Here is a 13,168-nt window from a genome sequence, read left to right on the forward strand (position 1 = left end):
TTGAGATGATGGGCCAACAGCACCTGCAGGCGTCCATGCGGCATCGTGGCGTCATCGGCTGCTCGGCGGCCGAGGATGAGGATGGTGTAATCGGCCGCGAAGGTCGTCTTCACTGTGGTCTTCAGCGGGTGCGGATGACAGCGAGATCGAGACGGGGCGGGCGGCGCTCGACGCGAGCCAGTGCGATCTCTTGACCGCATCAAGCCGATCGCCCAGCCTGATCGCCTCGGTGAACAGCATGGTCACCACCTCTTTTTCGGGATCGCCTCCATCAACCGCAGCACCTGGATGAACTCGCGCTTGCCGCGATTGCCCATGCGGGCTTCCATGAGGTGACGCAGATGCTGGAAGGCTTCGGGCAGATTCCAGTCCTGCAGGGTGCCGCCTGGTCAACTGCATTCGGCTTGGTCTCGAGCAGCGCCAGATAATGCAGAGGATCGAAGACGAGGTGCCCGAGCCGCTGCTGGCCTTGATGCCGGGCGATCTCCTCGCCGCCAGGCTGGGATGACAATCTCGTCGACCCTTCACCATCACATCCTGGAAGCCATAGGCGGTCGGAACCGAAAGTAGTCGTTGCCGCGGTATCGCACCAGGCCCGTCGAGGAGACGCGGGCCGAGCGCTTCTCGCAAGGCTCCGGCAGCACGGCAGGCAACTCCGGAACGCGGCAAGATCGGCGGCAAGGCGCTCGCCGGTCGTGGCATGGCAACCGGCTCGTTCTGCCCTGAAACCGGCATCGCTCGGCCAGTATGGCGTTGAGATCGTCGAGAAGCTGGCGGCCATCGGGATCGGCGTCATGAAGTTCGAGCGGGCATACTTCACCAGCCCTTCGACCTTGCCCTTGTCGTTCCCCTTGCCCGGTCGGCCGAACCGGTCGCGGAACAGATAGTGGCTCACCAGCTCGGTGAACGCACGCGTTCGCTCCCGCTTGCCGTCGCCGCAGATCTTCGCCACCGCGATCCGGGTGTTGTCGCTGGGGATCGACGGCGGCACGCCGCGAAGGCGAAGAAGGCCGGGCGATGCGCCCGTCCAGGAACGCCTCGTCGTCTCCGCCGGATAGGCCTTCACGAAGAGGTGCGTCCGACTGCGGCAGGTCCATGCAGAAGAAGTGAATCTTCTGCCGGACCGCCGATCACACCAATCGCCTCGCCAAAGTCCACCTGCGCATGACCCGGCGGATGCGACAAGGGCACGAACGTCTCGCGGCCCCTGGCTCGGGCAACCCGGACATAGTCCTTCACCACCATTGTAGCCGCCGCCATAGCCGTGCTCGTCACGAAGCCGCTCGAAGATCCGCTTCGCCGTATGCCGCTGCTTTACAGGCCCGGCGCGATCGGTTTCCGGGTCATCGATCACCGGCAAGGCAACGGACCAAGCTTCGGCTTCTGACGGCCGTGCGCGTGGCCGGCGGAAAGCAGGCGGCATCTTCGGGCCGTCTCCCGGCTCAACCCGAGAAACGCGAGCTGCCTCACGACGACTGTTGCCCTCGACAAACACGAAGTGCCGGACAGCGGCATAGACTTCCACGGCAAACATTCCCGGCCGATCCTCAAAGGGATCAGCCTAGCCAATGGACGGTTTTTACTCCGCCCGCACCAGCAGCACGCCGGCGCTCCATGGCCTAATTTGTCACCGCCCTACACATGCGGCCTACGCACCAGCCCTGACGGCGTAGGTGCCGCGCCATCTGTCTCGAGCCATACCACGGCATTTCCGTGAACGCCTCGTCAATGAGGCGCATCAGTTCGAGGTTCTCGGGCGTCTCCTTGCGCAGAACCTTCACCTCGTCGCTGGTGGCGGCGCGCGCCGTATCCCCGGCAAGCCGCTTCTTGCCGGCTTCCAGGAATTCCTTCGACCAGGTGTAATAAAGGCTCTCCGCGATCCCCTCGCGCCGGCACAGCGCCGCGATCGACTCTTCGCCGCGCAAGCCCTCCAGCACGATGCGGATCTTCTCCTCGGCCGAATATTGCTTGCGGGTTGCGCGGATGTCTTTGATGACCTGCTCTGCCGGCGCTTTCCCGGTTCCGGATTTCTGTCTCATCTTCGCTCCTTTGAAAGGCTACGATGAACCAGAAATCCTCCGTTCTCAGTTAAGCCGATTTGGTCCCATCAGTGCTGATGCCGGACAGCCACGATCCTAGAACGGTATCGCGACGAGATTGTCGTCAAGAAGCGCGGCCACGAGGTTGAGACATTGATTGTCAACGCCCTGCTGCGTCAACCGTCGTGCAAGCGGTCAAACCTCTTTCAAAACCTACTGTGTCGAACAGGCGTGACCGGCGTTTGCAGAGAGGCGAGCTCGACCGGCTGTTGAAAGCGGCAGGAAAGACGCGGAACCCATTCCTTCTTCCTGTTGTGCGTTTCGCGTTGGAAGCCGCCATGCGTCGTGGCAAAATCCTTGCCCTGCGCTTTCGCGATGTAGACATAGAGCGCCGCACAGCGACCATCAGAATGTCGAAGAGGCTCCAGAGCTGAAGACGATCATGAGATCGACGCGACCTATCTCAAGGCCCACCGTACGGCTTCCAGCCTGCGGGAAAAAAGGGGGGCGCGCGGGCCGCCTGATTGGACGCACGAAAGGCGGCATGAACACCAGGCTTCATGCCGTAGCAGATGCAAATGGTCACCCGATCAGCTTCTTCATAACGGCAGGTCAGGTCAGCGATTACACCGTTGCTGCCGCCTTGCCCATAAGCCCCCGACCCAGGCCCCCTCAGGTCGCGGTGGAGTGGAACCTGCCCAGGAAGGAGCGAAGCCGGTCGCTCTTGGGCGAGCCGAAGATTTCTTCCGGCGGTCCCTGTTCGACGACCAGACCCGCGTCCATGAAGACCACCTTGTTAGCGACATCGCGGGCGAAGGCCATCTCGTGCGTGACGAGGACCATGGTTGCCCCCTCGCGGGCGAGACTCTGCATCACGGCCAGCACTTCGCCCACCAGTTCCGGATCGAGCGCCGACGTCACCTCGTCGAACAGGAGCACTTCGGGGCTCATCGCCAGGGCCCGGGCGATGGCGACGCGCTGTTGCTGCCCACCCGAAAGCTGCTGGGGCTTACGGTCTCCGAAGGCGCCCAGCCCGACCCGGCTCAAGAGATCGAGGGCGATCTTGCGGGCTTCTTCCTTGGGCGTCTTCTTGACGACCAACTGACCGATCATGACATTTTCGAGCACCGTCTTGTGCTGGAAAAGGTCATATTGCTGGAACACCATGCCGAAGTGGGACCGGAACCGTGCGAGATCGCGGCCCTTGGGCACCGTCGTGCGGACATCATAGTCGATCAGCTGGTCGCCGAGGCGGACCTTGCCCCCCGACGGCGTCTCGAGATGGTTGATGCAGCGCAGGAGCGTGGACTTGCCGCAACCGGATGGCCCGATGATCGCGATCACCTCCCCCTTCGCGACCTCGAGGGAAACGCCCTTGACGGCCTCGACCGATCCGTACTTCTTCCGTATGTCGACAAGCTGCAGCAGCGATGCCGGTTCCATCTTGTTATAGGTCACGACGTGTTTCCAGTTTTTTCGCCCATTGCGTAAGCGGATAGAGCAGCACCAGGTATGCGAGGGCTACTCCCGTGTAAACCTCCAGAGGCCGGTAGGTCTCGGACACGACCAGATAGCCCGTGTACATAAGATCCGGAACCGCGACAACGTAGAGAAGCGAGGTGTTCTTGAACTGTATTGTCGACTGATTGACCAGAGGAGGAACCATGCGGCGGAACGCCTGGGGAAGGATGATGTGGCTCATCACCTGCCAGGAGGTCATTCCGATCGCCTGCGCGGCCATCCACTGGCCCTTGTCGATCGACACGATGCCGCCGCGAAATATCTCGGTCGCGAAGCATCCCATATAGAGCGAGAGGCCGATGCCCGCCGCAAGCCAGGCGGGAATCTCGACACCGAGTATCACCGGCAGGGCGAAGTAGAACCAGACGATCTGCACCAGCACCGGCGTGCAGCGGAAGAGCTCGACATAAAGGTGTATCGGGACGGTCAGCCACCATCGCTTGGTCAAAAGACCCATGCCGCAGAAGACGCCGATCACGAGACCGCAGATGATCGTCCCGGCGGCATAGGCGAGGGTGACCAGCAGGCCGTTGAGCCACAAGGCTCCATAGCCGAAGATCACCATGTTGAAGTTCCATTCGTACATTCTCGAAGGTCCTAAAATCTATCCGGCCGAAATGGCTCCAGGTCCACGCTTGGCGTTCTTCCAGCCACGATCTCCGCGATCAGCTTGCCGGTGATGGGCCCCATCGTAAGCCCGAGATGGTCGTGGCCGAACGCGAAAAACACGTTGTTCTGCTTCGGCGCGCGCCCGATGGCTGGTTTGGAATCGGGATGCGAGGGACGCGACCCGACCCAACTGGTGATCTCCTTGCCCGGATCGTCGGCCAGTGCCGGAACCAGCTTCTCTCCGATGCTGCGCATCATCCGGGCGGTCGCCTGGTTGAGAGGGGCGTCGGCCGCCGCGAACTCGGCGGTGCCGCCGACGCGGACGCCGTAGTCCATCGGCGTCACCGACACGTACCGATCCGCCGACAGGATCGCACTGTTCAACTTCACGCCGGTGCCGTGGAACATGACATGGTAGCCCCGCTCGGCCGCGAGCGGAACCGAAGTTCCCAGCATCTTCGTGAGCGTACCGGACCAGACCCCGGCGGCGATCACCACCGCGTCGAAAGGGAGCCTGCCCCGGTCTGTCACCAATGCCTTCACACCGCCGGCGCCCAGGTCGAAGCCGTTCACTCCGGCTTGCAGGAAGGCGCCTCCGTTCCTTTCGAACAGGGCCGCGAAGCTCCTGACCAGATTCCCCGGATTGTAGGTATGGGCAAGATCGGGGACGCGCACCGCGCGAACGATGTCGCGCGAAAGCGCCGGCTCCAGTTCCCGCGCCTGATTGCCGTCGATCACATCCATCCTGACGCCGTTGCGGCGTCTTATGTCGAAGGCGTAGGACGCGTTCCGGTAGGCTTCCTCGCTTTCGAAGGTAAAGATCAGCCCGCCCTTGTTGATCAGCGCCTCCGCCCCCGCCTCGCGCACGAGCGGATCGAGCGTTTCATGCACCCTGTTCAACAGGCTCTGGCGCGCCGCGGCGATCGCCTCGATGCGCTCCGGCCGGGTGTTGGCGAGATAGCGCAGGAACCATGGCAATGCGGGAATGGCGTCGCGCCATCGCAACTTCAGCGGCGCGGAAGGATCGAGCAGCATCCCGGGCACCTTCTTCAGGATGCCGGGCATGGCCGGCGGGACGCAGGACGCTATCCCGAAACAGGCTAGATTGCCGAAAGACGCCTCTTCCCCGGGGCGTTTGCGGTCCACCAGCGTGACCTGGTATCCCTCGCGCTGCAGGTAGAGGGCACAGCATGTCCCGACCATGCCCGCACCTATCACGGCAATCGACTGCGGCTTTGCAGGCATATCCCCTCTCGGTCATGACGTGGTGAACGCCGGGCGGCAGCTCCGGGCGCGGGAAGGATGGGGAGCGCCGCCTGGCAGCGCTCCCGCTCCGCGACTATTCCCTGAAGGAAACCGAATCCGGGATCTCGGAGATACCGCTATACCTCAGCATGCTCTCGCGCATGCGGGCATCGTTGAGCCCCAGCTTGTTGTTCCACTCGGCCCACCAGTTGAGGTAGTTCCTGAACCGGGGATCGACCTCGGAGCGAATGCCGAAATAGCCTGGCAGGCTGGTGCGCGGCTGCGGCGAGTTGAACGTGCCCAGGCCCGGATTCTTTTCCTTGGCGATCAGGCTGGAGAGCACGGTCGTCGTGAACGCGTCCGCGCGGCCCGAGGAGACGGCCAGAATGATCTGGGAGAGCTCCTTGAACTGCGACTGGGTCGCCTTCGGCGCGTTCATCGTCAGAAGGACCTGATCCGAGGAGCCTGTCTGGACCGCGACCCTGACGCTGGGATCGTTGTAGTCGGACCAGTTCGCGCCACCCTTGAAGTTCGGATTGTTCACCGTGACCCACTCGATCCAGTAGATGGGACCGGCAAAATCGATCGAAGTCGCGCGCACTGGCGTGGCCTGCATTCCGCCCGCGAGATCGACCTTGTTCGTGGTCAGGGCGAGCACCAGTTCTCCCCAGCCGCCGACATCGACGGGCACGAAATTGACCTTGAGCTCGGCCGCGGCGTCCTTGGCCATTTCAACGATGCCGCCACCCCATTCGCCGGTGCTCAGATCCTTCACGAAGTAAGGTGGAAAGTTGAAGACGGCGAACCGCAATTCGCCGGTCCTTTGTATCCGGTCCCACGTGCTTTCCTGCTGCGCGGCAGCATTCGAAGCCATTCCGATCACGGCCAGAAACGCCGAGAAGACTGCAAGTATTCCCCACTTTAGGTTTTTCATGACTTCCTCCTTCAGTTCATTGCCTTATCGTTGTCCTGGCGCACCTCCCGCACCTGACGTCTACAGTTCCGCCTCATGCTGGAGCAGACCGGCAAGCAGCGATACCGACGGCGACTCGTCGAGGCGCCATGCCGCATCGGCCAGCGCGAGGCGCCGGCCTTCGCTGGCGACCTCCGACACGACGGAATCGAATTTCAACCGGATTTCCTCGTCAGAGAGGGGAACTTCAGGATAGCCTCTGGCCACGTCCCTCCGCTCCTTGAGGAGACTTCCGTCCTTCAGGCGCAGCGAGACCTCGCCGATGTAGAAATTCGGGAAGGCTGCGTCGAACTCGCCGAAGTCGCGCGTGACCGTGGTTGCCGCGGCAAGGCGCGCCACCTCCGCCTCCTGCTCCCTCCGGTCGATGAAGAGATCGAGATAGGAAAGCCGCCCGATGGCGGCGCGGATCGGCAGGATGTACTGGGCGCAGTGCCCCTTGAGCGGGTTGTCGTCCACGCAATGCGCGCCGGCATTCGGGAATCGGAGATCGATCCCCGCGATCTGGCCGGACACCAGCGCTTCGCGGTCGAGCAGGGCCTCCAGCGCGTCGAGCGCCGGATGCAGGAACGAGACGCAGGGGTAGGGCTTGACGGCGAGCTCCATCAACCCGTCCCAGACCTCGCCCAAGCCGGAGGTCAGCGGTTCGGTGCTCGCGACCCGGCTGTAGGCTTTCAGGACGGTGTGGCCGCCGTCGAATATCCGCGAAGGCGCACCGAAACCCTGCCGCGCCAACAGCGCCGCCGTCACCCCGTTGCGGGCCGCCATGCCCATCTGGAACGGGCGCGCGTCCTCGCGGGGATCATCCTGCCACGCCAGCAGGCCGGACGTCTGCAACGCCGCCAGCCCGAGCGCGCGGACGCATTGCTCCTTGTCGAGCTTCAGCAGCAAGGCAGCGGCCGCGCACGCGCCGAAGGTTCCGGCAATCGCAGAAGGGTGAAAACCGAGATCGTAAAGTTCGCGCGGGTTCAACGCCATCGAGACACGATAGGTCACCTCGCAACCGACCACAACCGCCGTCGACATGTCGAGGCCCGACCGGCCGCACATCTGCGCAAGCGCCAGCGAGGTGGGCACCATCACCGCGACGGGATGAAGAATGGCCTCGGGGTGATGCGGCTCGAAATCCGAGGCATAGCCGAGCGTCCCGTTGGCGAACACGGCGCTGACGACGTCGACCGTGCGCCCGCGGCCGACCAGCGTGGCGGGGCCGCCGCCGCCATGAGCCTCCGCGAATCTGCCCATCCCGGCGGAAGCGGTTACGGCCGGATGAGTGGCCGATGCCAGGGTGCCGATGCCGTCGAAGATGATACGCCGCGCATATTCGCGAACAGGCTGCGGCAATCTTGCGGGGGTCATGGTCGCGATGAATTCGGCCAATGCCTCGGTGACCGGCGCCTGCATGTTCATCCGTATGCTCCCTCCGTTCCGGTGCGCCGGTTTCGCGGCCAGAACCCCAAGCTCTGCAGCAGCCTAAGGGGCAGCTTGACGGTGTATCTTTATCGGTATACTGACCAGAATATGAATGTCAACATGCCAGCGGCCCGTGCCCGCTCCGCGAGTGAATGGATCGCCTGAATGTCCGACCACAAGATCGTTTCCGTCCGCGTCCATACGGTGAGCGTGCCGGCCAAGGCGGTGCATTCCCACGGTTCCGGGGACGTTTCCGGCATCAATGCCGTGCTCCTCGAACTGACGACCGACACCGGCATAACGGGCTGGGGCGAAGCCTCGCCATGGCCGGTCTTCACGGGGACGGTCGAGGCCAACGCCGCAGCGCTGCACGTTCACCTGCGTCCCCACCTGATCGGGCAGGACCCGATCCAGGTCGAGGTGCTGATGAACAGGGCCGGCAAGGTGCTCGTCGGCCACAACGAGGCCAAGGCGGCGCTGGAGTGCGCCCTGCTCGACATCACCGGACAGGCGGTCGGCCTCTCGATCGCCGAGCTCGTCGGCGGCCGGCAACGGGACGCGATCCCCATGAGCTTCTCGATCGCCAATCCGGATTTCGGAAAGGACCTCGAGGACATCGCCGTCCTGTGGGCCGACGGCGTGCGGCTGTTCAAGCTGAAGACCGGCTTCGCCGAACATTCGTTCGACGTCATGCGGCTTGAAAGGCTGCGGGAGCTGTACGGAGAGGAAGCAAGCCTGCGCATCGACTACAATCAGGGCCTGCCCGCCTATGACGCCATCCGCAGGGTGAGGGATCTGGAGCGCTTCAAGCCCACCTTCGTCGAGCAGCCGGTCAAGATGTACGAGCGCGAGGCCATGGCCGAGATCACCCGCGCCGTCGACGTCCCCATCATGGCCGACGAATCCATCTTCGATCCCAGGGAGGCTTTGCGGGGCGCCCAGGCGCGCATCGCCGACATCTTCGCGCTCAAGCTCGCGAAGGCGGGAGGCATAAGGCGCGCGCTCGAAGTGGCCGCGATCGCCCGCGCCGCCGGCATAGAGGTCTATGGCGGCTGCATGTTCGAGACCTCGATCGCCCATGCGGCGGGCGCGCATCTCATGGCGGCGGTACCCGACCTCATTCTCGGCTGCGAGTTCTACATGTCGACCTATTACGCCGAGGCCGACCTCGCCACGGAGCCGTTCCCGGTGCGAAACGGCCTCGTCCATATTCCGACCGGGCCCGGCCTCGGGGTCGTTCCCGACCCGGACATGCTGGCGCGCTACAGGCTGGAACTGCTCGAATGAGCCGCAAGACGCGATTCGTCATAGCCGGCTTCGGCAATATCGGCCGCCAGATCGCGGGCTATGTCGCGAAGGACGAGGCCGGCACGCTGGAGATCGCAGCCGTCGCCGCACGGAACAGGGAAAAGGCCCGCGAGAAGCTCGGCAGGCTCGGCTTCGACGTTCCCGTGGTCTCCGCGGCCGAGGCGCCGGACCACGCGGACATCATCGTCGAATCCGGCACCTATGACAGCTTTCGCGAGATCGTCGAACCCGGCCTGAAGGCGGGGTGCACGGTGATCGCCGTCAGTGTCGGGGCGCTGGCGGAGAATCTCGACCTCATCGATCTCGCCACGCAGAGCGGCGGCACGCTGCATATCGCCAGCGGCACGCTGCCGGGGCTCGATCTGCTGCGCTCCGCGCGCGAGGCGGGGATCGACGAAGTGAAGCTGGTGTCGAAGATCCTGCCCCGCTCGCTCGCCCACGAAGCCTACATTCGCGACAACGGCATCGACCTCGCCGCCGCCGAAAATGCGTGCGTCCCGGTGTTCAAGGGCACCGCGCGCGAGGCTGCGCGGCATTTCCCGAGGCATTTCAACGTCGCGGTCTCGCTGAGCCTTGCCGGCGTCGGCCTCGACAGGACCATGATCGACATTTCCGCCGACGGAAGGCTGCCCGGCGCCCAGCACACGATCCACGTCCGCTCGCCCGCCGTCGTGCTGGAGCTGACCTCGCACAATTTCCCTTCGCCGGAGAACAATCGCACCAGCCGCATCGTCGCGCCGAGTATCCTCGCCGCGTTGCGGCAAATCGGAAATCCCTTGCGCATAGGCAGCTGAATGTACCTGACCGATCGGGACAAGGCATTGCTGGACGGCATCGACGGGGAGGCCTCCGCCACGGCGATGGCCGCCCTGGTCCAGCTCGGGGAAGCGTTCGACGCGGCCGACATGGTCGATATCGGCTATGCCCATGTCCATCCGGGCATGGCGCTCTACAAGGGCGACGTCGAGCTGATCGAGAGCCTGAGCGCGAGCGGCGCGAACATGCGCGTCCCCGTCTCGACCAACATCATCAACGCCGACGTCGGTAACTGGATGCAGACCGGCGCGCCGAAAACGCTCGCGGCGCTTCAGAAGCGCTCGGAAGCCGCGCATCGCAAGATGGGCAGCTCGGGCTGCTACACCTGCACCCCCTACTGGGCCGGGCACTGGCCGACCTGGAACATGCACATCGCTTCGATCGAAAGCGGCGTGACGGCCTTCGCCAATTCGGTGCTCGGCGCGCGCGCCAACCGCGACGGCTACTTCGCCACCTATGCCGGCATCACCGGCCGCTATCCGCGCTTCGGCCTGCATCTCGACGAGAACCGCCGGCCGACGCACAGGATCGTCGTCGATGCCGCGCTTGACGGGACCACCGACTTCACCGTGCTCGGCTACGTCATCGGAGAGCGTGTCAGGAACGGCGTACCTTTCATAAGCGGTCTCGCAAGAAGGCCCACGCTGGACGAGATGGACGCCCTCGGCGTCGGGCAGGCGACCTCGGGCGGCATCTCGATGTTCATCGTCCCCGGCGTCACGCCGCCCTACGAAGCGACGGCGGTGGCCGATGCGGCGCTGGATGAAATCCACGTCACGCTCGCCGACATCAGGGACATCTATGACCGCTTCTCGGCCGGCGATCCGCAGGACGTCGACCTCATCCACCTCGGCTGCCCGCACGCGTCCTACAACGAAATGCGCGACTATTCCCAGTTGCTCGCGGGCAGGAAACTGCGCGAGGGCATCGAGCTGTGGGTCACGACGAGCCGGGTGGTCCGGCAAATGGCCGCCGAATCGGGACTGCTGCAACCGATCCTGGCCTCGGGCGCGAAGATCATCACCGACACCTGCCCGATGTCCTGCCACTTCGCCCGTACCGTGTCGCCCGACCCGAAGCTCGGCGTCGAGGCGCCGAGGCTGCGCACCGTCATGGTCGATTCCGCCAAGCAGGCCCACTATGTCCGAAGCATGATCCAGTGCCCGACCCTGCTCGGCACCGCCAGGGACGTGGTCGATTTCGCCGTCACCGGCGACTACAGGCCGAGGTTCTAGATGGGACGCTCCTGGACCGGCCGCGCCATCGTCAGGGCGACAGCCTCGGGCCCGGCGCTGCTGAGCGGAACCACGCTGTCGTTTCTCGGCGATCTCGACATCCGCAGCGGCAATGTCGTGGAGGAAAGCTCCGACCTTTTCGGCAAGTCGATAGCCGGCTCCGTGCTGGTCGTCGGTTCGACCAAAGGCTCGGCCGGGGCCTGGAGGTTCATCTACCAGCTTTTCCAGCACGGCACGCATCCCGTGGCGATGATCACGGAAGACCTGCCGGACCCGTCGGTCGTGCAAGGGGCGATCATGTGCCGTATCCCCATCATATCGGGCCTGGCGGGGCAGATCCTCGCCGCGGGCCTGCCACAGGAAACCCTGCTGAATGTGGAGGGCGATACCGTCTCGGAAGATTGACACGGCCATGCGTCACAGGCGGTAATAGACTGGGCCCAGATCGCCGATGACGCGCTGCCCTTTGAACTGAATTTCGCTCCCACCGTCCCGCGCCGGATGCCGAGGCCAGCCGATCGTATTGAGGCAGAACGCCGGCGTCATGCCGAAAACACGAGGTATTCCAGCTTGAAAGAAGGCAATCGCAGGGGAGAAGGAAGGGTGGAGGCCCTCTACTCCGAGTTGAAGAAGATGGCGGTCAACTTTCGCATACGGCCGGGCGAAAGGATAAACGAGGCCGAGCTGGCGAAGAAGCTCAATGCAAGCAGAACCCCGCTGCGCGAGGCCCTGAACAGGCTGGTCGCAGAGCAGCTGATCTCCAGCCAGCCGGGCAAGGGCTTCTTCTGCCGAGAGCTCGACGTCCGGACCATCTACGAACTTTACGAGCTGCGCGCCACGCTGGAGGAAGCCGCCATCCGCAGGGCGTGCGAGCGGGCGACGGACGACGAGATCGAGCGCCTCAAGAACGGGGAGTACGCCGCCGGGCTCGCCCATGAGGGCCTGACGATCGGCGAAACCACCGCCGCCGACGAGGCGTTCCATCTCGCGGTCGCCCGGCTCGGCAAGAACGACGAGGCCGCCAACCTGCTCAACCTGATCAACGAGCGCATCCGCTTCATACGCTGGATCGACATGTCGAAGCGGGTCAAGCAGACCAAGAGTGAGCACCGCCTCATCATGGAGGCGCTGGAGGCCCGCGACATCGAGCGAGCGGGAGAACTGATGCGCAACCACATCTTCAGACGTATGGACCAGATCGTCACCGTGGTTCGCGAGGGTTATTCCAGCATCTATGTCGCGGGACCGGACGAGCTTTTCTCGCGACGTTTCGGCGAAGGTGACTAGAACGATGAGAGACAGGAACGGCAAGCCCCTGCACGGCCTGTCCATAGGCATCCTGATGCTGGAAGCCCGGTTTCCGCGCATCCCGGGCGATATGGGGAATGGGCTCACCTGGCCGTTTCCGGTGCACTACAAGGTCGTGCGCGGCGCTTCGCCCGACCGCGTGGTGCGCCAGAACGCGGCCGGGCTTCTCGACACGTTCATCGATGCCGCCAGGGAGCTGGTGGCCGACGGGGTCGACGGGATCACCACCAATTGCGGCTTCCTTTCGCTCTTCCAGGAGCAAATCTCGAGAGCCGTGCCCGTTCCCGTCCTTACGTCGTCGCTGATGCAGGTAGCGATGGTCAACAGCCTTCTGCCGCACGGCAGGCGCGCGGGCATCCTGACGATCTCGGGGTCCACGCTCACCCCGCTGCACCTCGAAAAGGCCGGCGTCCCGCAGGGCACGCCGGTCGGCACCACTGAAGGGTTGCGCGAGTTCACGCGGGTGATCATCGGCAACGAGTTGGAGCTCGATGTCGAGGCCGCCCGGCAGGACAATGTCGAGGCCGCCCTGGCGCTTCAGGCCGCCAACCCGAACCTCGGCGCGATCGTGCTGGAATGCACCAACATGGTGCCCTACGCCGCGGACATACGCAAGGCGACCGGCTTGCCGGTCTTCTCGATCGAACCGTTCGTGCACTGGTTCCATGCATCGCTGGCGCCGCGAGTTTTTCTTACCTGACGGG

General features: G+C 64.2%; 11 protein-coding genes and 3 pseudogenes. 7 read left to right on the forward strand and 7 right to left on the reverse strand.

What is annotated here, in order from left to right; all coding sequences use genetic code 11:
• Positions 1 to 74: 74 nt before the first annotated feature.
• Both istA and M9945_RS17800 read right to left on the reverse strand, forming a co-directional pair.
• Positions 75 to 1,534 (reverse strand): annotated as a pseudogene (gene istA, locus M9945_RS17795) (IS21 family transposase); the annotation flags it as partial.
• Between the two features lie 226 nt (positions 1,535 to 1,760).
• A pseudogene (locus M9945_RS17800) lies at positions 1,761 to 2,039 on the reverse strand (transposase); the annotation flags it as partial.
• Positions 2,040 to 2,477: 438 nt separating this feature from the next.
• On the opposite strand from M9945_RS17800, the pseudogene M9945_RS17805 reads away from it, so the two are divergent.
• Positions 2,478 to 2,685, forward strand: a pseudogene (locus M9945_RS17805) (IS5/IS1182 family transposase); the annotation flags it as partial.
• 26 nt (positions 2,686 to 2,711) lie between these two features.
• On the opposite strand, the gene M9945_RS17810 reads toward M9945_RS17805, so the two are convergent.
• From M9945_RS17810 to M9945_RS17830, 5 genes are all read right to left on the reverse strand, one after another.
• Positions 2,712 to 3,497, reverse strand: a complete 786-nt coding sequence (locus M9945_RS17810) for an amino acid ABC transporter ATP-binding protein (RefSeq protein WP_367945676.1) — start codon at positions 3,495 to 3,497, stop codon at positions 2,712 to 2,714.
• Positions 3,487 to 4,146 (reverse strand): amino acid ABC transporter permease, encoded by a 660-nt coding sequence (locus M9945_RS17815; protein WP_367945677.1) that lies wholly within the window; start codon positions 4,144 to 4,146, stop codon positions 3,487 to 3,489. The genes M9945_RS17810 and M9945_RS17815 overlap by 11 nt, the downstream gene beginning before the upstream one ends.
• Positions 4,147 to 4,157: 11 nt before the next feature.
• A complete protein-coding gene (locus M9945_RS17820; protein ID WP_367945678.1) occupies positions 4,158 to 5,414 on the reverse strand; it encodes an NAD(P)/FAD-dependent oxidoreductase in 1,257 nt (418 codons plus the stop codon).
• 94 nt (positions 5,415 to 5,508) lie between these two features.
• Positions 5,509 to 6,348: a transporter substrate-binding domain-containing protein gene (locus tag M9945_RS17825; protein WP_367945679.1), complete on the reverse strand. Its 840-nt coding sequence runs from the start codon at positions 6,346 to 6,348 to the stop codon at positions 5,509 to 5,511.
• 60 nt (positions 6,349 to 6,408) lie between these two features.
• A complete protein-coding gene (locus tag M9945_RS17830; RefSeq protein WP_367945680.1) occupies positions 6,409 to 7,794 on the reverse strand; it encodes an MmgE/PrpD family protein in 1,386 nt (461 codons plus the stop codon).
• A gap of 168 nt (positions 7,795 to 7,962) precedes the next feature.
• Between M9945_RS17830 and M9945_RS17835 the strand changes: the two genes are divergently transcribed.
• The 6 genes from M9945_RS17835 to M9945_RS17860 all read left to right on the forward strand — a co-directional run bounded on the left by M9945_RS17835 (position 7,963) and on the right by M9945_RS17860 (position 13,164).
• Positions 7,963 to 9,084, forward strand: coding sequence for an enolase C-terminal domain-like protein (locus M9945_RS17835; RefSeq protein ID WP_367930826.1), 1,122 nt, complete (start codon positions 7,963 to 7,965; stop codon positions 9,082 to 9,084).
• Entirely contained in the window at positions 9,081 to 9,899 is an 819-nt protein-coding gene (locus M9945_RS17840; RefSeq protein ID WP_367930827.1) for an aspartate dehydrogenase domain-containing protein, read from the forward strand. Before M9945_RS17835 ends, M9945_RS17840 begins: the two co-directional genes overlap by 4 nt.
• Positions 9,900 to 11,156, forward strand: a complete 1,257-nt coding sequence (locus tag M9945_RS17845; protein WP_367945681.1) for an aconitase X — start codon at positions 9,900 to 9,902, stop codon at positions 11,154 to 11,156. It abuts the gene before it with no gap.
• Positions 11,157 to 11,561, forward strand: a complete 405-nt coding sequence (locus M9945_RS17850; protein ID WP_367930829.1) for a DUF126 domain-containing protein — start codon at positions 11,157 to 11,159, stop codon at positions 11,559 to 11,561.
• A gap of 198 nt (positions 11,562 to 11,759) precedes the next feature.
• Entirely contained in the window at positions 11,760 to 12,443 is a 684-nt protein-coding gene (locus M9945_RS17855) for a GntR family transcriptional regulator (protein WP_367930830.1), read from the forward strand.
• 4 nt (positions 12,444 to 12,447) lie between these two features.
• Positions 12,448 to 13,164, forward strand: a complete 717-nt coding sequence (locus M9945_RS17860; RefSeq protein WP_367930831.1) for an aspartate/glutamate racemase family protein — start codon at positions 12,448 to 12,450, stop codon at positions 13,162 to 13,164.
• Positions 13,165 to 13,168 lie beyond the last annotated feature (4 nt).

This window comes from Aquamicrobium sp. (assembly GCF_023954335.1).
In the GTDB taxonomy this organism is placed as follows: Bacteria; Pseudomonadota; Alphaproteobacteria; order Rhizobiales; family Rhizobiaceae; genus Aerobium.